Genomic DNA, 20,320 nt, shown 5'->3' with positions numbered 1-20,320 from the left:
TCGTCAGGAAAATTGGCAATAACAACATTCACCCTCCATTCCCGAGCGTAAAGGAAAAACGGCATATGGCACTATACGTACAGAAGTTCGGCGGCACTTCGGTGGGCTCTGTCGACCGTATCAAAGCCGTGGCGGAAAAGGTCAAAGGCTTTCGTGACCAGGGGCACCAGGTCGTCGTCGTCGTCTCTGCGATGAGTGGCGAAACCAACCGCCTGACCGATATGGCGCATGCCCTGAACGAAGACCCCGCCCCGCGTGAAATGGATATGCTGCTCTCGACAGGCGAGCAGGTCACCATCTCTCTGCTGGCCATGGCGCTGCAGCACATTGGCGTCTCGGCAACGTCCCATACCGGCGCACAGGTAGGCATTCATACCGATAGCGCGTATACCAAAGCGCGTATCCAGCGTATCGAAACCGATGACCTGAAAGCCGATCTGGATGCTGGCAAGGTCGTGGTGGTCGCCGGTTTCCAAGGCGTAGACGAAGACGGCAATATCACCACGCTGGGGCGTGGCGGCTCTGATACCACCGGCGTGGCGCTTGCTGCCGCCTTGGGGGCTGATGAGTGCCAAATCTATACCGACGTAGACGGTGTTTACACCACGGACCCCCGTGTATGTTCCAAAGCGCAGCGCCTTGAAAGCATCACCGTAGAAGAAATGCTCGAACTCGCTAGTTTGGGCTCCAAAGTGCTGCAAATTCGCGCGGTGGAATTCGCCGGTAAATACAACGTGCCGCTGCGGGTACTGTCTAGCTTTGAAGATGGCCCTGGCACCCTGATTGTTGCAGACTCTGACCAAGACGAGGACTCTATGGAAGAACCGCTAATCTCCGGTATCGCGTTTACCAAGAACGAAGCCAAGCTGACCCTACTGCACACGCCCGATGTGCCCGGCGTTGCCTCTCGAATCCTGGGCCCCATTGCCGACGCCAACATCGAAGTGGACATGATCGTCCAAAATGTGGCACCGGCCGGTGACTACACCGATTTCACTTTCACGGTAGCAAAAGGTGACTACAAGGCCACCAAGAAGCTGCTGGAAGAGACCGTCATTCCCGATCTCGGCGGCGGCGAACTGCGCGGCGACGACAACATTGCCAAGGTGTCGCTGGTGGGCGTAGGTATGCGCTCGCATGCTGGCGTGGCATCGAAAATGTTCCGCGTGCTGGCCGAAGAGAACGTGAATATTCGCATGGTATCGACGTCTGAGATCAAGATTTCCGTGGTGATCGACGAAAAACACATGGAACTTGCGGTCAATGCCTTGCACAAGGCATTCGGCTTGGACAAGGCCGATATCGAATCTGAATAACAATTGTCCCTCAAACCTTCTACGCTGAAGGTACTCGCTACCGAGTGGTGGTGGGCTTCCATTCAACGGGAGGTTAAGGTGTCATAGGGTTAAAGCCATTGGTAGCAGGGGTCACCATGCCGCATAATGGCGTGGTGACGCTACCGGCGGACACATCCCGTTGTATAAAAACGTCTGAGAAGGAGATCAGCCATGCTCATCCTAACCCGCCGCGTTGGCGAAACGCTGATGATCGGTGATGAAATCACCGTCACAGTGTTAGGTGTGAAAGGTAATCAAGTGCGCATTGGTGTCAACGCACCAAAAGATGTCGCGGTACACCGTGAAGAGATCTATCAGCGCATTCAGCGTGAACGCAATAGCGAAAGCGAAGCGGAATAAATGGCCGCCAGTGTTGCGCTCAAAAAGGGCGCTGTAGCGGTAACTATCAGGGCGGCGTGAAAAAAAATCGGCACAGGGGTGGACACCAGCCCTCATAATCGGTAACATTCGCGCCGTGCTGTTGAGGAGAGGTGGCCGAGTGGCTGAAGGCGCTCCCCTGCTAAGGGAGTATAGGGTTTATAGCCCTATCGAGGGTTCGAATCCCTCCCTCTCCGCCAGCCGCACCATGTAGCATTGTTTGATACGTAGCATCGTTCGATACGCGCCCGTAGCTCAGCTGGATAGAGTACCTGACTACGAATCAGGTGGTCGGAGGTTCGAATCCTCCCGGGCGCGCCAAGTTGCAAACGTAAGGTTTTGATGTTACAGTGGTTTCATTGCTTTTCGAGAAAAGCATGACTGTCAAGCGCCCGTAGCTCAGCTGGATAGAGTACCTGACTACGAATCAGGTGGTCGGAGGTTCGAATCCTCCCGGGCGCGCCAGATTCCAAAACCCGCTCTCTTATCAGAGGGCGGGTTTTCTGTTTCTAGCCTGATCGACGTGGCTCGCGCGTTGATCTTGCGATCGTGTAAAGCGCCCCCGCATCTTGCGGAAGGGCGCTTTTTTTTGCTCGGTAGTTTATGGTTCGATAGCTTCTGGTTCGTAAGCGTTGGGTTCTGTGCCAGAGGGCGAAGCGTTACGGCACCAGGCTGTCGAGCAGTATGTCCAGGTCCGTGACCCGCTTCAGGCGCTGAAAGTGCTGCTCGGCTTCGGCATTGCCTTGGCGCATTTGTGCCAGCCACTGTTTCACCAGAGAAACCACGACGCGATCCGGTAGCTGCTGACGCTGATGCTCGGCGTACTCTTGTAGCACGCTGGCGCGCATTGCCCAGGTGGTTTCTGGCAGCCGCTCGCCGGTTTCCTGCCAGTGGCGAATGCGGGGTGCCAGCCAGGGGTCTGCCAGGGCGCTGCGGCCCAGCATGACGTCACGGCAGCCCGACAGCGTGCGCGCCTTCCAGTAGTCCTCCAGCGTCCATATATCGCCATTGGCCACCACGGGGATGTCCACGTGATGACGAACCCTGCCGATCCACTCCCAGTGCGCGGGCGGGCGGTAGCCCTCGTCCCGGGTTCGTCCATGCACCACCAGCCGTGCGGCGCCGCCTGCCTGGGTCGCCTGGGCGCAGGTTACCGCCAAGCGTCGATTGGCGAAGCCCAGGCGTATCTTGGCGGTTACCGGGATCTCGCCTGCCAAGGCGTCGGCCACCGCCCTGACGGCCTGATAGACCCGTTCGGGCTGGCGCAGCAGAGAGGCCCCGCCGTCGTGACGATTGACCAGCTTGGCTGGGCAGCCAAAGTTGAGGTCGACGCTGATGGCGCCCAGTGCAAGCGCCTGACGGGCATTCTTGGCCAGCGCGCTGGGGTCGGAGCCGAGTAGCTGCAGGTGTACCGGGATGCCGCTGGGAGTAGCCACAGGGCGCTGTTGGAGCTCAGGGCAGTGCTTGTAAAATACCCTGGGGGGAAGGCGTGTATCCACCACCCGCACGAACTCTGTCACCGTCCAGTCGAAACCGGGCTGGCGGGTGAGCAGGTCGCGGGTGAGTGCGTCGATGACCCCTTCCATTGGCGCAAGGCCGATCTTGCCTTTATGTAGTAAATTAACAACCATGACTTCCACTATGGCGCGATTGCATTCTATGTTGGATGTGGCAGGTTAGTGTATTACCCTTACTCCGCCAAGCGCCGCTGGAGGCGTTTGGTGTGCCAACCACCTTACACAACAAGGAGAGCACGCTATGCAAGGGTCGGAGTTACTCCAGGAGGGGCTCGCCCTGATGGGGCTTGGTATGGGGTTTGTTTTTGTTTTTCTTACGGTTTTGGTGGTCAGTGTCACGCTGATGTCGAAGCTGATTGGGCGTTCTCAGCCCGCACCGGTGGTACCGGCTGCCAAACGAAAAGGCCGTCAGACCGCTGCTCAGGCAGGCCCTGACGATGAGGTAGTGGCCGTGATCAGTGCTGCAGTGCACCGTTATCGGGCTGCGCATCGCCGTTAACGGCAGAATGGATAACGAATACACTCCCTCTTCAAGAATAAATTTTGCTAAATTTACTACAAATCAATAAAGCTAAACGGTGAGTCACGACCATGAACGATGTAAAACGTCCGCTAGGAATCACAGATGTTGTGTTGCGCGATGCCCACCAGTCGCTATTCGCGACCCGGCTGCGGCTCGACGACATGCTGCCTATCGCCGAAAAGCTCGATAAGGTCGGGTACTGGTCGCTGGAGACCTGGGGCGGCGCCACCTTCGATGCCTGCATTCGTTATCTGGGTGAAGACCCCTGGGAACGCATTCGTGCCCTGAAAGAGGCAATGCCCAACACGCCGCAGGCAATGTTGCTGCGCGGGCAGAACCTGCTGGGCTACCGTCACTATGCCGACGATGTAGTCGATAAGTTCGTGGAGCGAGCCAAGACCAACGGGGTCGATGTGTTCCGTGTGTTCGATGCCATGAATGACCCGCGTAATCTGGCGCGTGCCATCAAGGCAGTGCGTGCCGTGGGTGGTCATGCCCAGGGGACCATTTCCTATACCGTCAGTCCGGTACATACCCTGGATAGCTGGGTAGATCTTGCAAAGACTATTGCCAACATGGGCGCAGATTCTCTGGCTATCAAGGATATGGCGGGATTGTTGACGCCTTACACGGCGTTCGACCTGGTGACGCGCCTGAAGAAAGAACTCTCCATTCCCGTCCACCTGCACTGCCACGCGACCACAGGGCTCTCGACGTCCACCATTTTGAAGGCCGTGGAGGCTGGCATCGATAACGTGGATACGGCCATCTCATCGATGTCGATGACCTATGGACACAGCCCCACCGAATCCGTGGTGGCGATGCTCAAGGACACGGAGCGTGACACGGGGCTGGACCTGGAGCTGCTGGAAGACATCGCCGGTTATTTCCGTGAGGTACGCAAGAAGTATGCGGCGTTCGAGGGCTCGCTGCGGGGTATCGACTCACGCATTCTGGTGGCGCAAGTGCCGGGCGGCATGCTGACCAACATGGAGAGCCAGCTGAAAGAGCAGGGCGCTGGCGACAAGCTGGACGACGTGCTGAGTGAAATTCCGCGCGTACGTGAAGACCTGGGCTTCATCCCGCTGGTGACGCCGACCTCGCAGATCGTCGGCACCCAGGCAGTGATGAACGTCATGATGGGCGAGCGCTACAAGTCGATTTCCAAAGAGGTCCAGGCGCTGTTGAAAGGCGAATACGGCTCGGCACCTGCCCCCTTCAATGCGGAGCTGCAAAAGCGCGTGCTGGAAGGCGGAGAGCCAATCACCTGCCGTCCTGCGGACAACCTGTCACCAGAGATGGAGCGCCTTGCCACGGAGCTGAAAGAGAAAGCCAGTGCCGACAAGCTGCGCCTGGCAGAAGGCGAGCGGCAGGTGGATGACGTGCTGACCTACGCACTCTTCCCGCAAATTGGCCTCAAGTTCCTCAAGAACCGTGACGACAAGCAAGCCTTCGAGCCCGCGCCACAAGTAGAAACAAAGGCAGCCGTGCCTGCCAAGGCAGAACCGGCTGCACCTGCTGCTGTGGTCAACAGCGGTCCGGAAACCTATACCGTCAAGCTCAATGGCAAAGCCTATGTGGTCGAGGTATCTCCGGGCGGCGATATTGGCGAGATCAAGGAGCAAGCTGCCGCCAGTGGAGGCGCTAGTGCTGGAGCGGGTGCGGCAGAAAGCGCTGGAGGTAGCGGCGAAAGTATCGATGCGCCGCTGGCAGGCAATATCTTCAAGGTCAACGTACGCCCCGGTGACCAAGTGGCCGAAGGCGACGTGGTCATCATCCTCGAAGCCATGAAGATGGAAACCGAAGTGCGTGCCAGCAGCGCTGGAACGGTATCCAAGGTCAATGTCAGCGAGGGCGATAGCGTCGCCGTTGGCGATGCGCTGATCGAGCTTTAAGGGCACCCGCATGGACAAACTAATCACCTTATGGGAAGGCTCCGGGCTCTATAACCTGCAGCCTGGCCAGGCGGTCATGGTACTGGTAGGGCTGGGTCTTCTTTACCTGGCGATCTACAAGAAATTCGAGCCTTTGCTGCTGGTACCCATCGGCTTTGGCGGCATTCTGGCCAATATCCCGGAAGCGGGATTGGCCATTTCAGCGCTCGATCAGGCCATCGAAGTGGCCAGGCCCGCCGTGCTACAGCAGATGGCGGCTGCGCTGGGCGTCACGCTGGACCCGTTGTCAGGTGTCGAGGGGTGGCGCGAAGTGCTGAAGGCCGTCGCTCACGACACGGCAGCCTACGACCAGCTACGCGCCGCCAAGGACATTGCCTTGGGGGCAGGCTACAGCGATGGTGTGCTGTATAGCTTCTATAGCGTTGCCATTGCCTCGGGTATTGCGCCGCTGCTCATTTTCATGGGCGTGGGGGCCATGACCGATTTTGGCCCCCTGCTGGCCAACCCGCGTACGCTGTTTCTGGGGGCGGCCGCCCAGTTCGGGATTTTTGCTACGCTGTTTGGGGCGGTGCTGCTCTCCTCGCTGGGCGTCATGGACTTTTCGCTCAATCAGGCGGCCGCCATCGGCATCATCGGCGGGGCGGACGGGCCGACGTCGATCTATGTGTCCAGCATGCTGGCGCCAGAGTTGCTGGGGGCCATTGCCGTGGCGGCCTATGCCTACATGGCGCTGGTGCCGCTCATCCAGCCACCCATCATGCGGCTGTTGACCACCGAAAAAGAGCGCAAGATTGCCATGACGCAACTGCGTCCGGTCTCCAAGCTGGAGAAGGTGATCTTCCCGCTGATGCTGCTGATTGCCGTGGCGCTGTTCCTGCCTGACGCGGCGCCACTGCTGGGCATGTTCTGCTTTGGTAACCTGATGCGTGAGTGTGGCGTGGTGGAGCGACTGTCGGATACTGCGCAGAATGCGCTGATCAATATCGTGACCATCATTCTGGGCCTGTCCGTGGGTTCCAAGCTCATGGCCGAGAGCTTCTTGAGCTTCGAAACGCTGGGCATTCTAGGGCTGGGCATGGTTGCCTTCGCTATCGGCACGGCAGCAGGCGTGTTGATGGCGAAGCTCATGAACATGGTCAGCAAGATGCCCATCAACCCGTTGATTGGCGCGGCTGGCGTCTCGGCGGTGCCGATGGCGGCGCGGGTTGCCAACAAGGTGGGGCTGGAGGCAAACCCGCATAACTTCCTGCTGATGCATGCCATGGGTCCGAACGTGGCCGGGGTGATCGGCTCGGCGGTGGCTGCCGGGGTCATGATCAAGTACCTGGGATAGAACTGGTACTTGGCGATAAAACTGGGCTGAGCCCGAGTCTGAGCCCTTGCACGGCTTGCCGAGCTTTCATCGGCAGGCCGTGAACTTACTTACAGCGCTTCGAACGCCACGGTCGTTTTCAGGCGATTCTCCAGGCTGCCGATATCCAGCGCTACATCGCTGGGCCAGCCGATGGTCAGGCACACGCCATGCCCATCGTATTCAGCCTGTTCCACAGGCAGTGCCTGCTCTTCACACCAGGCTCGGGCCTGCGCTTCATGGGCGAAGCCTACGCGTAACCGATAGCTGTCGCGTTCGATCACTTCCCGAGTGGGCAGGGTTTCCAGCCCTGCATTGACGGCCTGGGCGTAGGCTCTGGCCAGGCCGCCGGTGCCCAGCTTGGTGCCGCCAAAGTAGCGAATCACCACGCAGCCCACTTCTCCTAACTGGCTGCCTTGCAGCGCCTGGAACATGGGCCGTCCCGCCGTGCCACCCGGTTCGCCGTCATCCGAAAAGCCAATGCGGGTCTGCTCCCCTGGTGGGCCGGCGATAAAGGCGGTGCAGTGGTGGCTGGCATTGGGGTGGGCCAGTCTGGCGGCCTGCAGCAAGGCGTTGAAGGCGCTGGGGTTGGGGGCGTGGCATAGCCAGGTCAGAAACTGGCTTTTCTCTACCTCGGTCTCGGTGGAGTGCCACGCCTCGGGGGCAATGTCGGGAACGTGGTAACGCAAGCAGGACTCCTGGCCAACATAAGCGCGAATCAGTGGTGCCGAGTCTGCCGGGTGTGGTGCGCCACGCCCATGACCATGCCCAGCACCTGGATGTCGCCATTATGCAGGAACAGCGCGGGCACTGCTGTATCTTCGGGGCACAAGTGCACCCCCAGGCGGGTAATCGATAAATGGCTCAAGGGAAGCTGGCGATCGTTGATGGTCAGGGTCGCCGTTTCCTGCTGGGTGTCGTGCTGATGCCGGTGGATAATGACCAGATCACCGTCGAAGAGCTGGCTGGCCTGCAGGCGGTCGCCGCGAATGCGCAGGGCATAAGTGTTGTGCCGGGTCACTTGACCGTCCTGGTTTGCCTGGCGGGGGTGAGGGGCAAGGCGCTGGCGCACGTTGGACGGTGGCAGCGGTTGAGAAGGTACGTGAGACGTTACCTGAGGGGCGAGGCAGATCGTCATTGTGTGTTCTCCCATGCAGCGCCTGTGCCAAGGCGGTCGAGTGAGTGAATGGACAAACGGGGTTTGATGGGTGTCTATTCATACAGTAGCTGCAGTATAAACCTGTTTTTGCATACAGTGCTAGTGCTGTTTGACGCGTCGCTTTATATGGCGAGAGCTTGAGCTGTGTCATGCTGCGACTCCTGGCCGCAGAGGGTGACTGGCGAGAAAGCGCCTTTCCGTGTAGAGTTCGACCCAAAATTAATGCGTCTGGAGAGTCTTTTGAGCCTGTGCCTGCAAGCCCGACAACTGGCCTGTGAACGCGATGATCGTTGGCTGTTTGAAGGACTTGACCTCGACATCAAGGGCGGCGAGATCGTCCGTATCGAAGGCCCCAACGGCAGTGGTAAAACCACGTTGCTGAAGATTCTCTCCGGCCAACTGACCGACTACCGTGGCGAGCTATTCTGGAACGGTGCCCCCATGCACCAGACCCGTGAACATTTTCTCGCAAACCTACTCTATCTAGGGCATGCCCCCGGTGTTAAAGCGGGTCTCACGCCGTTGGAAAATCTGGCGTGGTATCAAGCGCTCAATGGTGAAAAAGGCAGCGATAAACAGCGTGAACAAGCGCTGTTCGAGGTTGGCCTGGCGGGCTTTGAAGATGTCCCGGCAGGGCAGCTTTCCGCTGGTCAGCAGCGACGTATTGCCTTGGCAAGGTTGACGCTGACCCCGCGCGCGCTATGGGTCCTGGATGAGCCTTTCACGGCGATTGACCGCCACGGTGTCATGGCGTTGGAAGCGCAGCTGGTCGCGCATGCCCAGTCTGGTGGCTGTGTTCTGGTGACGACCCACCATGCACTGACCGAATCATCGGTGCTGAGACGTATTCAGCTGGGGTAAAAAGGAGTCAGTGTTGCAACGTTCACACGCCCTATCTTCACGCGCCCTGTCGAGTGCTCCTGAGGTGGTTCTGCATACACCGCAGGGGGGGCTGGGAGTGGCCATTCATGCCACGCTCAAGCGCGACCTGACGCTGATGCTGCGGCGCAAGGGTGAGGTGCTCAATCCGCTGGTGTTTTTTGCACTGGTCATCACGCTGTTTCCCATTGGCATTTCGCCTGACCCTGTCTTGCTGGCCAGCATCGCGCCAGGACTGCTGTGGGTAGCGGCGCTGCTGGCGGCCCTGCTGTCGCTGGATAGCCTGTTTCGCAGCGATTACGAAGACGGCAGCCTGGAGCAGCTGCTGCTGGCCCCCCAGCCGCTGGCGGCGCTGGGGCTTGCCAAGGTGGCCGTGCACTGGCTGTTGACCGGGCTGCCGCTGGCGCTGATGGCGCCGGTGCTGGGCATCATGCTGTCGCTGCCAGCAGGCAGCTACGGGGTGCTGGCGCTGTCGTTGGCGCTGGGCACCGCGAGCCTGAGCCTGATAGGGGCCATTGGCGCAGCGCTGACCGTGGGGCTGGCCAAGGGCGGGGTACTGCTCTCCCTGCTGGTACTGCCGCTATATATCCCGGTTCTGATTTTTGGGGCAGGCGCGGTGCAGGCCGCCATTCTGGGTGATGGGATGGCCGCTCACCTGGCCATACTGGGAGCGCTGCTGGCGGTGTCGCTCATGCTGGCACCCTGGGCGATTGCCGCGTCGCTACGCATCAGCATTAACGGTTAAAGGATGGGAAAACCATGTGGGGCTTTATAAACAAACTGCGATCTCCCAAGTGGTTTTATGCGATCAGTGCCAAGCTGCAACCCTGGTTCTGGGTGGCAGCCGCGCTGTTGCTGGCCGTGGGCACCGTATGGGGGCTGGTGTTCGCTCCCGCCGACTACCAGCAGGGCAACAGTTTTCGCATCATCTACGTGCATGTGCCTGCTGCGTTTCTGGCCCAGTCCATCTTTGTCTCCATGGCCATTTCCGGACTGGTGTTCATGGTCTGGAAAATCAAGGTCGCCGACATGCTGGCCACCGTGATTGCCCCGCTGGGCGCCGCCATGACCTTCATCGCGCTGTTTTCGGGCGCCGTCTGGGGCGTGCCCACCTGGGGCACCTGGTGGATGTGGGATGCTCGGCTCACCTCGATGCTGATCCTGCTGTTCCTCTATCTGGGGGTCATCGCCCTGCGTGGCGCCTTCACCAGTCGTGACAGCGGGTCGCGGGCGGCTTCCGTGCTGGCCATGGTGGGCGTCATCAATATCCCGATCATCAAGTACTCCGTCGATTGGTGGTACACCCTGCACCAGCCGGCCACGTTCACCATCACCGGGCGCGCGGCCATGCCGATGGAAATGTGGGCGCCGCTGCTGATCATGGTGCTGGGCTTCTACAGCTTTTTTATTGCGCTTGCCTTGATGCGTACCCGCAGTGAAATTCTGCGCAGGGAAGCCAACAAGCGCTGGGTGCGTGAACTCGCCGAGGAGGTGGGCCAATGACCTTTGCTTCGCTGAACGAATTCTTTGCCATGGGCGGCCACGGTCTCTATGTATGGGCCGCCTGGGGCGTAACTGCGCTTCTGATGTTGGGGATCCTGCTGCACGCTCGCCTGGAGCGGCGGCAGTTGATCAAGGCCGTCAAACGCCGCATGCGTCGTGAAAAGGCGCAGCGCACGGCTTCCCCCTATGGTGCTACGCCTGCGCCGAACCCGGTTAACTCTGCTCAAGGGGATGTTCGCAATGACGCCTAAACGCAAGCAAAAGCTGTTTATCTTTCTGGGGCTGGTCTCGCTGACCGCCATCGCCGTGGGGCTTACGCTGTATGCGCTGCGCGCCAACATCAATCTGTTCTTCAGCCCGGTACAGATCGCCCAGGGAGATGCTCCTCTGGACCGCCAGATTCGTGCCGGTGGCATGGTCAGAGAAGGCTCGGTACTGCGTGACCCCGACAGCCTCGACGTAGCGTTCACGGTGACCGACTACGTGGACGACGTCGAGGTCTACTACAGCGGCATCCTGCCCGACCTGTTCCGTGAAGGGCAGGGCGTGGTGGTGGTGGGCCAGCTGCAGGCCGATGGTCGACTCTACGCCGATAAAGTGCTGGCGCGTCACGACGAAAACTACATGCCGCCGGAAGTCGCCCAGGCACTGGAAGAGGCTGGCTACTCGCCCGCTGATTTCCAGGCCAAGGCCGCCGAAGTGGGTAAGCGCCTAGAGCAGCAGGGCGTTCCACAAGCAAGCGATTACTAACGGCTTACCCTTGCACCATTCGGTAATGCCTAATGCCAATGCGGAGCGCTCATGCTGATTAAAATGATTCCTGAAATTGGCCACTTTGCGCTGGTCATCGCGCTATTGATGGCTATCGTGCAGGCCGTGATGCCGCTGCTGGGAGCCGCCACCCGCCGCCCCCTCTGGATGGCCTATGGCTACCCCATGGCAACCGGCCAGTTCCTGTTCGTGGCCATTGCCTACCTGTGCTTGACCACCAGCTACATGCTGGATGATTTCAGCGTGGCCAACGTGGCCAACAACTCCAACTCCCTGCTGCCCTGGTACTACAAGTTCAGCGCCGTCTGGGGCAACCATGAAGGTTCGGTCCTGCTCTGGAGCCTGATGCTGGCAGGCTGGGGCTATGCGGCCTCGGTGTTCTCCAAGGAGTTGCCTCGAGACATGGTGGCCCGGGTGCAGAGCGTCATGGGCATGGTGTGTGTCGGCTTCCTGCTGTTCATCCTGATGACCTCCAACCCCTTCGAGCGGCTGCTGCCCAACATGCCCGCCGACGGCGCTGACCTGAATCCGCTGCTGCAGGACTTCGGGCTGATCGTCCACCCGCCGATGCTCTACATGGGCTACGTGGGCTTCTCGGTGGTGTTTGCGTTTGCCATTGCGGCGCTGCTGGGTGGCCGCCTGGATGCTGCCTGGACCCGCTGGGCGCGCCCCTGGACCAACATTGCCTGGGCGTTTCTGACCGTGGGTATCGCGCTGGGTAGCTGGTGGGCCTACTACGAGCTTGGCTGGGGCGGCTGGTGGTTCTGGGACCCGGTGGAGAACGCTTCGCTGCTGCCTTGGCTGACGGGCACGGCGCTGGTGCACTCGCTGGCGGTGACCGAGAAGCGCGGCTCGTTCAAGAGCTGGACCGTACTGCTGGCCATCTCGACTTTCTCGCTCTCCTTGCTGGGTACGTTCCTGGTACGTTCGGGCGTGCTCACCTCGGTCCACGCGTTTGCCAACGACCCGTCCCGTGGCTTTTTCATCCTGATGCTGCTGGCCATCACGGTCACCCTGTCGCTGCTGGTATTTGCCCTGCGTGCTCCGCGGGTCAGCCACAAGGTGGGCTTCAACTGGCTCTCTCGTGACTCCTTGCTGCTGATCAACAATGTCCTGCTGGTCATCATGACCGTGACGGTACTGCTGGGCACCGTGTATCCGCTGATTCTGGATTCGCTGGGGCTGGGCAAGATCAGCGTCGGGCCTCCCTACTTCAATGCCCTGTTCGTTCCGCTGACCGTGGTGATGTGTATCTTCATGGGCCTTGGCCCGCTGGCCCGCTGGAAGAGCATGAGCGGCAAGGAACTGTGGCGCAAACTGTGGCTGGCGGGCGCTGCTTCGCTGGCGCTGGGCATCGCCATGCCGCTGGTGTATGGCCGTGAATGGAACCTGTGGGTAGCGCTGGGCATCATTTCGGCGCTGTGGATCGTGCTGCCCATGGTGCGCGACCTGTTCGACAAGACACGCCACGCCAGTTCGTTCGTGGCGGGCCTGCGCAAGCTGTCGCTCTCCTATTGGGGCATGGTGCTGGGCCACCTGGGCGTGGCGGTCACCATCGTGGGCGTGGCCGTGGTGTCGAACTACAACATCGAGCGTAACGTGCGCATGTCGCCGGGTACGACGGTGGAAGTTGCCGGATACCAGTTCACCATGACCGAACTGACCAATCGTCGTGGCCCCAACTTCCTGGCGGATACCTCGATCATTCAGGTTCAGCGCGGTGAAGAAGGACGCAGCTTCGTCATGCGACCGGAAAAACGCCTCTACCTGGCCACCGGCATGCCCATGACCCAGGTAGCGCTGCGCCCCGGTTTTTTCCGTGACCTCTACGTGGCCATGGGCGAAGACCTGGGCGATGGCAGCTACGCCATGCGCGTGCAATACAAGCCCTTCGTACGTTGGCTATGGTTGGGTGGCCTGCTCATGGCCTTCGGCGGCATCTTGGCCGTAGCGGATAAGCGCTACCGCCGCGCAGCCGCGCGCCAACCTGCATCCTCACGTATTGATCAATCTCCGTCACAGGAGGCCACGGTATGACACGCCGCCTGCTGCTGCTTCTTTTACCCATCGGTTTTGTGGGCATCGCGCTGTTTCTCTATCAAGGGTTGGGGCAGGACCCTTCCCAGCGGGATTCGGCCCTCATGGCGCGGGAGTTTCCCGAGTTTCAGGCCACTACCTTGCGTGACGCCGAACGCCAGGTAGACCAGTCGCTGCTCACCGGCGAAGTGACGCTGGTCAACGTCTGGGGCGAGTGGTGCCCGGCCTGCAAACAGGAGATGCCGCAGCTGCTGTCACTGGCGGATCAGGGTATCCGCATGGTGGGCATCAACTATCGGGATACCCGCGAGAAAGGCCTGGAGTTTTTGACCGAATTCGGCGACCCCTTCGAGATCAACATCTTTGACCCGGATGGCAGCCTCGGTTTCGACCTGGGCGTGTACGGCGCGCCGGAAACCTTTCTGGTGGATGCCGAGGGCGTGATCCGCTATCACCACAAGGGCTATGTCTCCCCGGAAGATGTCCGTGACCGTATCCTGCCGGAGGTAGAAAAATGGCGATAATTCGTTGGATAGTGACGGCCATGCTGCTGGCCACCGCCGGTAGCGTCATGGCCGGCGGAATCGAAGTGCGCGAGTTCGATGATCCGGTACTGGAAAAGCGCTACCGCGACCTGACCGCCTCCATGCGCTGCCCGCTGTGTGAAAACCAGGCCATCGACGACTCCGATGCGCCCATCTCGGCGGACATGCGCGAGCGCGTCTACGTGCTGCTGCACGAAGGCCGCGCCGATATCGAAATCATCAACCACATGGTGCAGCGTTTCGGCGATTACATTCTCTACAACCCGCGTCTGGAGAACCGCACCTATCTGCTGTGGGGGTTGCCCATCGTTCTGGTGTTGATTGGCCTGGTGGTCGTCATCATGGTGGTGCGTGCCCGCCGCAACGCCTCTGCCAAGGCCCTGAGCGCAGAAGAACGCGCCCGCCTGAATGCCCTGATTAACCGCGAGAGGTCGTCATGACACCGGTCTGGATTGCGATTGCTTTACTGCTGATACCTGCGCTGTGGCTGCTGGTGGCACCCATGCGCGGCGCTCGCACGCTGCGTGACCAGTTGGAAACCTTCGAGGCCAACGACACCACGGCCGAGCAGAACGTGGCGATTTTTCAGCGCCGTCTGGCCTCGCTGGAGGCCGCCCGGGATCGGGGAGACATCGACGACGCACGCTACCAGGAAGATCGCCTGGAGCTGGAGCGTAGCCTGCTGGAAGACACCGTCGTCGAGTCCCGTCGGCCGCTGAAATCAGCCAGTGCTGGCCGCCTGGTGGTGCCGCTGGTGATGGTGGCCGTGGTCGGTGCCAGCACGTTCTGGTACCAGCAGTATGGCGCCGAAGGTGACCTGACGCTGTACGCCATCCAGCAGGAAGTGCGTCAGCACCCTGAAGGCTCGCTGAGCATGTTCACCGAGCGGATGGAAGCCGAAGCCGAGCGCCAGCCCAACAACCCCAACGTGTGGAGCGCGCTGTTTCCCATTTATCGCGACACTGGCCAGCCCGAGAAGGCCGAGGAAGCGCTGGAGCGTTTGCTGGCCATCGAAGGGCGTATCCCGCCCCTGCTGGCGCAAATGGCACAGCTGCAGTTCTTCATGGCCGAGCGTCAGTTGACGCCGGAAGTGCAGGCGCTGGTAGACGAGACGCTGGAGCTAGACCCGCGTCAGCCCACGGTACTCGGCCTGCTGGGCATTCACGCCTTCGATAGTGGCGATTACGAAACGGCCATCGACCGCTGGCGCCGGGCCGTGGCCAACATCGAAAATCCGGAAACGGCGGCCTCCCTGCGTGACGGTATCCGTGTGGCTCAGGAGCGGATGGGTGTCGTACCGGAAAATGCCGATGCTGCGGCCGCACAAAGCCAGGGAATTCGGGTGAATGTTTCGCTGGACGCCGAGCTGGAAGGCAGCGTCAGTGACGACGCCACGGTGTTCATCACCGCCCGTGACATGGACGGTGAGCTACCGCCCCTGGCGGTGATTCGTGCCCAGGTTTCAGAGCTGCCGATGACGGTAGTGCTGGACGATGCGGCGGCGATGTCGGCGGATGCCCAGATCTCCCAGGTGCGTGAAGCGCGCCTGATGGTGCGTGTGTCGCCTTCGGGTCAGGCCACGCCGCAACCCGGGGACCTGTTCGGTGACCTGGAGAGTGTCACGGTAGGCCCGATCACGGACGATGAAGCGGCCGAGGTGGTCATCAACCGCGTTTTTGAGTAACCTCCGCGACTTTCGCTGCAGGAAAGGATCACAATGCGCTTAACCTCCATTCGTCTTGTCGGGTTCAAGTCCTTTGTCGATCCGGTCACCGTCCCCTTCGATGGCAACATGACCGCCATCGTGGGGCCCAACGGGTGCGGCAAGTCCAATATCATCGACGCCGTGCGCTGGGTCATGGGCGAGTCGTCTGCCAAGACCTTGCGCGGCGAATCCATGGCCGACGTGATCTTCAACGGCTCGACGGGGCGCAAGCCCGTTGGGCAGGCTTCTATCGAACTCAAGTTCGACAACCGCGACGGCGGCATGGGCGGTGTCTATGCCCAGTACGCTGAAATTGCCGTCAAGCGCCTGGTCACCCGAGACGGGCAGTCCAACTACTTCTTCAACGGCCAGAAGTGCCGCCGCCGGGACATCGCCGACCTGTTCATGGGTACCGGCCTTGGCCCGCGTTCGTATGCCATCATCGGCCAGGGCATGATTTCGCGGCTCATCGAAGCGCGCCCCGACGACCTGCGTGCCACCCTCGAAGAGGCTGCCGGTATCTCCAAGTACAAGGAGCGTCGCCGGGAAACCGAAAACCGCATGCGCCGGACCCAGGAGAACCTGGAGCGCCTGGACGACATCCGCGACGAGCTGGATAAACAGCTCGAACGCCTCAAGCGCCAAGCGGAAGCCGCCAAGCGTTACCAAGAGCTCAAACAGCAAGAGTACCGCTTAAAAGGCGAGTTGGCGCTGCTGCGTGGGCGTACCCTGCGTGCCGAACAGTCGCATCAGGAAAGCCGGGTGCGTGAGCTGGAAATTGCCGTCGAGAAAGACGTGTTCGGTGTGCGCCAGTGCGAGACCCGGCTGGAGCAGGCCCGCGAACAGCATGACGAGCTGGCCGACGTGCTGGATCGTCATCAGCAGCAGTTTTTCGAGACCACCACGCGCATCGCCCGGCTGGAACAGGACCAGGCCCACCGTCGCAGCCGTGAAGCGCAGCTGGCCAGCGACATCGCCACGGCCCGCCGCGACCTGGATGAGCAGCGGCTGGTCAGCGAAGGCGACCGCGAGCGACTGTTCGCCATCGACGAGCGGTTGGAAGACGTTCTGCCCGAATACGAAGCCCTGGAAGAGCAGCTGACGCAGCTGGAAGAAACCCTGGCGTCGGCCAGCCCCGCCCTGGAGGCCGCCGAGCAGCAGTGGAGCGATGCCGAAAATCGCTGGCGCGAAGCCAGCCGCGATGCCGACCGCCGCCAAGATCAGCTGCGTGATCTGGAGCAGCGAATTGCCCGCCTTCAGGCCGAAGGCCAGCGCCGCCGCCAACAGCGCGGCGAGCTGGCCGACATGGCCGCCCTGCGCCAGGAGCACGCCGAGCATCACGCTCGGTTGACCGAGGCCGACCAGCGCGCCGCCACGTTCCAGAGCCAGCGCGAGCAGTGGCAGCAGCGCTTCAGCGATGCCAAGGCGGCTTACCAGCAGGCCCAGCAAGCGCGAGACCAGCAGCGTCAGGCGCTCAGCCAGCAGCAGGGCGAGTTGGCATCGCTGCAAGCATTGATCGATGCCGCCCTGGCGGACCACGACCCTCAATCTGGTGAGGCGCTGGCAGCATACGGTTTGGCCGAGGCACCGCGGTTGGGCGAGGCCATCGACGTGTCGGCGGGCTGGGAGCGAGTGATTTCCTGGCTGTTGGCCCCTTGGCTCAACGCGCGGCTGGTGGCTACCCAACAGCTGCAGGCGCTACCCGAAGCACTGGCCACCGACTGGTGCCTGATCGACCAGGCGCTGCCCGCCGGGCTGCCCAATACGGGCCAGCGGCTGCACGCACTGGTCACCGGGGCGGGGGCCTTGAGCGAGTGGTTGGCGAGCATTCACTTCGTCGATAGCGCGGATGACATTGAGGCGCTGCTGCCCAGCCTGGCCAAGGGTGAAAGCGTGGTCAGCCGCGATGGTGTCTGGCGTGGGCGGGGGTGGCTGCATCAGCAGGCCAACGGCGAAGGCGTGGATGCTCTGCTGGTGACCCGCCGCCGCTTCACCGAGCTTGCCGAGCAGCGCGCCCAGGCCGAAGAGGCGCTGGCGCTGCTCGATGCGCAGTGCGATGCGGCCAGCGAGGCGCTGGACGCGCTGGAGGAGCAGCGTGAGCAGCAGGCCGAGCAGGAGCGTGATCACGCCAGCGCCCGCCAACAGCTGGCCATCCAGGAGCAGCGCCTGGCCCAGCGGCTGGAGCATCTGCAAGGCCGTGCCGCCGAGCTGGACGATGAGCTGGCCCAGCTGCAAGAGGATGAGGCGGAGTTAACGCTTACTTTGGAAGAGCAGCGCGCCCGCTGGCACACCGCCATGGAGCAGCTGGAAGCCGCCTCCGAAGCCCGAGAAACCAGCGCCGAGCAGCGCCATCAACAGCGTGAGCAGCGCGAGCGGCTCAATCAGCAGCACGCCCCGCTCAAGGCACGGCAACAGGCGCTGGCGCTGGAGCGGGAAAGGTTGAAGGCCGAGCGTGACAGTCTTCAAGCCCAGCAAACCCGCTCCAGCGATAGCGAGGCGCGGCTGACCCTGCGCATTGCCGAGCTGGAAGAGTCTCGGGAAATGCTGGTAGAGCCGGATGAACTCGCCAGCGAAGAGCTGGAAGAGCTGCTGCATCAGCGCGAGCAGCAGGAGCGCCGCCTGAACGAGACGCGCCAGCAGGCCCAGGCCCTGGCCGAGCAGCTGCGCAATGACGAACTGGCCCGCCAACAGCACGAGCGCAATCTGGAGCAGAGTCGCGAACAGCTACAGCAGCGGCGCATGGATGTGCAGGCGCTGGCGCTCAAGGCGGCCACCCAGGACGAGCAGCTGGCGGAGCTGGGACACAATGCCGATGAACTGGCCGAGACGCTGCCCCAGGACGCCAGCGAACCCACCTGGCAGGAGCGGCTGGAGAATACCTCCGAGAAGATTCGTCGCCTGGGCGCCATCAACCTGGCGGCCATCGAAGAGTATGACCAGCAGGCGGAGCGGCGTAACTACCTGGAAGCCCAGCATGCAGAGCTCAGCGAAGCGCTGGAAACCCTGGAGCGCGCCATCAAGCGCATCGACCAGGAAACCCGGATGCGCTTCAAGGAAACCTTCGAACAGGTCAATACCGGGCTGCAAACCCTGTTCCCCCGAGTGTTCGGTGGCGGGGCTGCCTGGCTGACCCTGACAGGAGACGACCTGCTGGAAACCGGTGTGGCGATCATGGCACGCCCACCGGGCAAGAAGAACAGCACCATTCATCTGCTGTCCGGTGGCGAAAAAGCGCTCACGGCGCTGTCGCTGGTGTTTGCCATCTTCCAGCTCAACCCCGCGCCGTTCTGTATGCTCGACGAGGTAGACGCACCGCTGGACGATGCCAACGTGGGGCGCTATGCCAAGCTGGTCAAGGAGATGTCGGAGAACGTCCAGTTCATCTACATCACCCACAACAAGATTGCCATGGAAGCCGCCGAGCGCCTGATGGGGGTGACCATGCAGGAGCCCGGCGTCTCGCGGCTGGTGTCGGTGGGCATCGACGAAGCCGCCGCGCTGGTGGATTAGCCTTTGCCCAGCTCCCGCATCACCGCGTACAGCGCCGATTTCGCTTCGAAGCCCACGCCGGGAATGTCCGGTAACCCCACGTAGCCATTCTCGACGCGAATGCCGTCGGCAAAGCCACCGAAGGGCTGGAAAACATCCGGGTAGGACTCGTTGCCTCCCAGGTGCAGCCCCGCCGCGATATTCAGCGACATCTGGTGGCCACCGTGAGGCACCACGCGGCGTGAGGACCAGCCAAGCTCATCCATGACTTGCAGCGTGCGCATGTACTCCACCAGGCCATAAGAAAGCGCGCAGTCGAACTGCACGAAATCTCGGTCTGGGCGCATGCCGCCATGACGGAGCAGGTTGCGCGCATCCTGATGGGAGAACAGGTTTTCGCCGGTGGCCATGGGCAGGCTGTAGTGGTTGGCCAGTTCCGCCTGCAGCGCGTAATCCAGCGGGTCTCCGGCCTCTTCGTACCAGAACAGGCGGTAAGGCTTCATTGCCTCGGCGTAGGCAATGGCCGTTGGCTGGTCGAACCGCCCGTTGGCATCGACCGCCAAGCGGCTGCCATCGCCCACCACCTCCAGCACGGCCTCGATACGGCGCAGGTCTTCATCCAGAGAGGCCGCGCCAATTTTCATCTTCACTACCTCGTAACCGCGGTCCAGGTAGCTACGCATCTCATCCTGCAGCTTGGAATGGTCTTTGCCGGGGTAGTAATAGCCTCCTGCCGCATAGACCCACACCTTGTCGTCGGCCTGCCCGCCGCGATACCGGTCGGCCAGCAGGCGATACAGCGGCTTGCCCTCGATTTTCGCGACGGCATCCCAGATGGCCATGTCGATCGTGCCTACCGCCACGGAACGCTCGCCGTGACCGCCTGGCTTCTCGTTGGTCATCAAGGTTTTCCAGATCGCGAACGGGTCCAGGTTGTCGTTCGCATGGTCGATCAGGCTGTCCGGGTCGGCCTCCTTGATGCGATCCAGGAAACGGTCGCGCATCAGAGCACCCTGGCCATAGCGTCCGTTGGAGTTGAATCCGTAGCCAATCACAGGCTTACCGTCACGGATGACGTCGGTGACGACCGCCACCACCGAACAGGTCATCTTGGAAAAGTCGATGTATGCATTGGCGATGGGGGAGGCGATAGAGACGGTTTTCTCACGAATTTCCACAATACGCATGGCAGGCTCCTCAAACAGTGGTCGCCTCACCATAGGGGGTGACA

The 20,320-nt window shown here is 61.3% G+C and carries 19 protein-coding genes and 3 tRNA genes; 18 read left to right on the top strand and 4 right to left on the bottom strand.

All coding sequences use genetic code 11. The features are described 5' to 3' along the window. Positions 1-65: 65 nt before the first annotated feature. From RVM26_RS11545 to RVM26_RS11525, 5 genes are all read left to right on the top strand, one after another. A complete protein-coding gene (locus tag RVM26_RS11545; protein ID WP_287804218.1) occupies positions 66-1,316 on the top strand; it encodes an aspartate kinase in 1,251 nt (416 codons plus the stop codon). A 192-nt stretch (positions 1,317-1,508) separates the two neighbouring features. Continuing rightward, complete coding sequence (gene csrA, locus RVM26_RS11540) at positions 1,509-1,697, top strand: carbon storage regulator CsrA (protein WP_039180068.1); 189 nt, start codon at positions 1,509-1,511, stop codon at positions 1,695-1,697. 125 nt (positions 1,698-1,822) lie between these two features. After that, positions 1,823-1,915: transfer RNA gene (locus RVM26_RS11535), tRNA-Ser, on the top strand. 44 nt (positions 1,916-1,959) lie between these two features. Continuing rightward, positions 1,960-2,036, top strand: a tRNA-Arg gene (locus RVM26_RS11530). Positions 2,037-2,103: 67 nt separating this feature from the next. Next, positions 2,104-2,180, top strand: a tRNA-Arg gene (locus RVM26_RS11525). A gap of 194 nt (positions 2,181-2,374) precedes the next feature. Here RVM26_RS11525 and RVM26_RS11520 read toward each other — a convergent pair. After that, complete coding sequence (locus RVM26_RS11520) at positions 2,375-3,346, bottom strand: tRNA dihydrouridine synthase (protein WP_230478355.1); 972 nt, start codon at positions 3,344-3,346, stop codon at positions 2,375-2,377. A gap of 127 nt (positions 3,347-3,473) precedes the next feature. Between RVM26_RS11520 and RVM26_RS11515 the strand changes: the two genes are divergently transcribed. The 3 genes from RVM26_RS11515 (at position 3,474) to RVM26_RS11505 (ending at position 6,983) form a co-directional block, all read left to right on the top strand. After that, complete coding sequence (locus RVM26_RS11515) at positions 3,474-3,731, top strand: OadG family protein (RefSeq protein ID WP_287804217.1); 258 nt, start codon at positions 3,474-3,476, stop codon at positions 3,729-3,731. Between the two features lie 92 nt (positions 3,732-3,823). Beyond that, positions 3,824-5,650 (top strand): sodium-extruding oxaloacetate decarboxylase subunit alpha, encoded by a 1,827-nt coding sequence (oadA, locus tag RVM26_RS11510; protein WP_287804216.1) that lies wholly within the window; start codon positions 3,824-3,826, stop codon positions 5,648-5,650. Between the two features lie 10 nt (positions 5,651-5,660). Continuing rightward, the gene (locus tag RVM26_RS11505) at positions 5,661-6,983 is read left to right on the top strand and encodes a sodium ion-translocating decarboxylase subunit beta (RefSeq protein WP_498938717.1); all 1,323 of its coding nucleotides are present in this window, start codon (positions 5,661-5,663) and stop codon (positions 6,981-6,983) included. An 89-nt stretch (positions 6,984-7,072) separates the two neighbouring features. On the opposite strand, the gene RVM26_RS11500 is transcribed toward RVM26_RS11505, so the two are convergent. Together RVM26_RS11500 and RVM26_RS11495 are read right to left on the bottom strand one after the other, a co-directional pair. Beyond that, complete coding sequence (locus RVM26_RS11500; protein WP_498938715.1) at positions 7,073-7,690, bottom strand: IMPACT family protein; 618 nt, start codon at positions 7,688-7,690, stop codon at positions 7,073-7,075. Between the two features lie 29 nt (positions 7,691-7,719). Then, positions 7,720-8,154, bottom strand: a complete 435-nt coding sequence (locus RVM26_RS11495; RefSeq protein ID WP_498938713.1) for a LexA family transcriptional regulator — start codon at positions 8,152-8,154, stop codon at positions 7,720-7,722. Between the two features lie 246 nt (positions 8,155-8,400). Between RVM26_RS11495 and ccmA the strand changes: the two genes are divergently transcribed. From ccmA to smc, 10 genes are read left to right on the top strand one after another with little or no spacing between them, the layout of a single operon-like run. Then, on the top strand, positions 8,401-9,021 hold the full coding sequence (ccmA, locus tag RVM26_RS11490) for a cytochrome c biogenesis heme-transporting ATPase CcmA (protein WP_039180045.1): 621 nt from the start codon (positions 8,401-8,403) through the stop codon (positions 9,019-9,021). 46 nt (positions 9,022-9,067) lie between these two features. Next, positions 9,068-9,784 carry a heme exporter protein CcmB gene (gene ccmB / locus RVM26_RS11485; RefSeq protein ID WP_189462842.1) on the top strand — a complete coding sequence of 239 codons (717 nt, stop codon included), beginning with the start codon at positions 9,068-9,070 and terminating at the stop codon, positions 9,782-9,784. Positions 9,785-9,798: 14 nt separating this feature from the next. Further along, positions 9,799-10,542, top strand: a complete 744-nt coding sequence (locus tag RVM26_RS11480) for a heme ABC transporter permease (RefSeq protein ID WP_039180039.1) — start codon at positions 9,799-9,801, stop codon at positions 10,540-10,542. Beyond that, a complete protein-coding gene (gene ccmD / locus RVM26_RS11475; RefSeq protein WP_498938711.1) occupies positions 10,539-10,793 on the top strand; it encodes a heme exporter protein CcmD in 255 nt (84 codons plus the stop codon). The genes RVM26_RS11480 and ccmD overlap by 4 nt, the downstream gene beginning before the upstream one ends. Then, complete coding sequence (ccmE, locus tag RVM26_RS11470) at positions 10,783-11,292, top strand: cytochrome c maturation protein CcmE (RefSeq protein WP_039180034.1); 510 nt, start codon at positions 10,783-10,785, stop codon at positions 11,290-11,292. The genes ccmD and ccmE overlap by 11 nt, the downstream gene beginning before the upstream one ends. A gap of 51 nt (positions 11,293-11,343) precedes the next feature. Beyond that, positions 11,344-13,350 carry a heme lyase CcmF/NrfE family subunit gene (locus tag RVM26_RS11465; RefSeq protein WP_498275676.1) on the top strand — a complete coding sequence of 669 codons (2,007 nt, stop codon included), beginning with the start codon at positions 11,344-11,346 and terminating at the stop codon, positions 13,348-13,350. Further along, positions 13,347-13,874, top strand: a complete 528-nt coding sequence (locus RVM26_RS11460) for a DsbE family thiol:disulfide interchange protein (protein ID WP_189462789.1) — start codon at positions 13,347-13,349, stop codon at positions 13,872-13,874. The genes RVM26_RS11465 and RVM26_RS11460 overlap by 4 nt, the downstream gene beginning before the upstream one ends. Then, complete coding sequence (locus RVM26_RS11455; RefSeq protein WP_498938709.1) at positions 13,865-14,335, top strand: cytochrome c-type biogenesis protein; 471 nt, start codon at positions 13,865-13,867, stop codon at positions 14,333-14,335. The genes RVM26_RS11460 and RVM26_RS11455 overlap by 10 nt, the downstream gene beginning before the upstream one ends. After that, a complete protein-coding gene (gene ccmI / locus RVM26_RS11450) occupies positions 14,332-15,579 on the top strand; it encodes a c-type cytochrome biogenesis protein CcmI (protein WP_498938707.1) in 1,248 nt (415 codons plus the stop codon). The genes RVM26_RS11455 and ccmI overlap by 4 nt, the downstream gene beginning before the upstream one ends. A 33-nt stretch (positions 15,580-15,612) precedes the next feature. After that, positions 15,613-19,110: a chromosome segregation protein SMC gene (gene smc, locus RVM26_RS11445; RefSeq protein WP_498938705.1), complete on the top strand. Its 3,498-nt coding sequence runs from the start codon at positions 15,613-15,615 to the stop codon at positions 19,108-19,110. On the opposite strand, the gene RVM26_RS11440 is transcribed toward smc, so the two are convergent. Beyond that, positions 19,107-20,276 carry a mandelate racemase/muconate lactonizing enzyme family protein gene (locus RVM26_RS11440; RefSeq protein WP_498938703.1) on the bottom strand — a complete coding sequence of 390 codons (1,170 nt, stop codon included), beginning with the start codon at positions 20,274-20,276 and terminating at the stop codon, positions 19,107-19,109. The genes smc and RVM26_RS11440 overlap by 4 nt on opposite strands. Positions 20,277-20,320 lie beyond the last annotated feature (44 nt).

Origin of the sequence: Halomonas sp. KM072, assembly GCF_050710315.1 — a bacterium.
Lineage (GTDB): Bacteria > Pseudomonadota > Gammaproteobacteria > Pseudomonadales > Halomonadaceae > Vreelandella > Vreelandella hamiltonii.
This window is presented reverse-complemented; position numbering and strand designations above follow the sequence as displayed.

Excerpts from the sequence above, each read along its gene's own strand:
- RVM26_RS11515 (WP_287804217.1), top strand. The coding sequence starts at position 3,474 with ATGCAAGGGTCGGAGTTACTCCAGGAGGGGCTCGCCCTGATGGGGCTT.
- RVM26_RS11480 (WP_039180039.1), top strand. The coding sequence starts at position 9,799 with ATGTGGGGCTTTATAAACAAACTGCGATCTCCCAAGTGGTTTTATGCG.
- ccmI (WP_498938707.1), top strand. The coding sequence starts at position 14,332 with ATGACACCGGTCTGGATTGCGATTGCTTTACTGCTGATACCTGCGCTG.
- RVM26_RS11545 (WP_287804218.1), top strand. The coding sequence starts at position 66 with ATGGCACTATACGTACAGAAGTTCGGCGGCACTTCGGTGGGCTCTGTC.
- RVM26_RS11440 (WP_498938703.1), bottom strand. The coding sequence starts at position 20,276 with ATGCGTATTGTGGAAATTCGTGAGAAAACCGTCTCTATCGCCTCCCCC.
- smc (WP_498938705.1), top strand. The coding sequence starts at position 15,613 with ATGCGCTTAACCTCCATTCGTCTTGTCGGGTTCAAGTCCTTTGTCGAT.
- RVM26_RS11495 (WP_498938713.1), bottom strand. The coding sequence starts at position 8,154 with ATGGGAGAACACACAATGACGATCTGCCTCGCCCCTCAGGTAACGTCT.
- RVM26_RS11505 (WP_498938717.1), top strand. The coding sequence starts at position 5,661 with ATGGACAAACTAATCACCTTATGGGAAGGCTCCGGGCTCTATAACCTG.
- csrA (WP_039180068.1), top strand. The coding sequence starts at position 1,509 with ATGCTCATCCTAACCCGCCGCGTTGGCGAAACGCTGATGATCGGTGAT.
- RVM26_RS11455 (WP_498938709.1), top strand. The coding sequence starts at position 13,865 with ATGGCGATAATTCGTTGGATAGTGACGGCCATGCTGCTGGCCACCGCC.
- RVM26_RS11520 (WP_230478355.1), bottom strand. The coding sequence starts at position 3,346 with ATGGTTGTTAATTTACTACATAAAGGCAAGATCGGCCTTGCGCCAATG.
- RVM26_RS11465 (WP_498275676.1), top strand. The coding sequence starts at position 11,344 with ATGCTGATTAAAATGATTCCTGAAATTGGCCACTTTGCGCTGGTCATC.
- oadA (WP_287804216.1), top strand. The coding sequence starts at position 3,824 with ATGAACGATGTAAAACGTCCGCTAGGAATCACAGATGTTGTGTTGCGC.
- RVM26_RS11460 (WP_189462789.1), top strand. The coding sequence starts at position 13,347 with ATGACACGCCGCCTGCTGCTGCTTCTTTTACCCATCGGTTTTGTGGGC.
- ccmD (WP_498938711.1), top strand. The coding sequence starts at position 10,539 with ATGACCTTTGCTTCGCTGAACGAATTCTTTGCCATGGGCGGCCACGGT.
- ccmE (WP_039180034.1), top strand. The coding sequence starts at position 10,783 with ATGACGCCTAAACGCAAGCAAAAGCTGTTTATCTTTCTGGGGCTGGTC.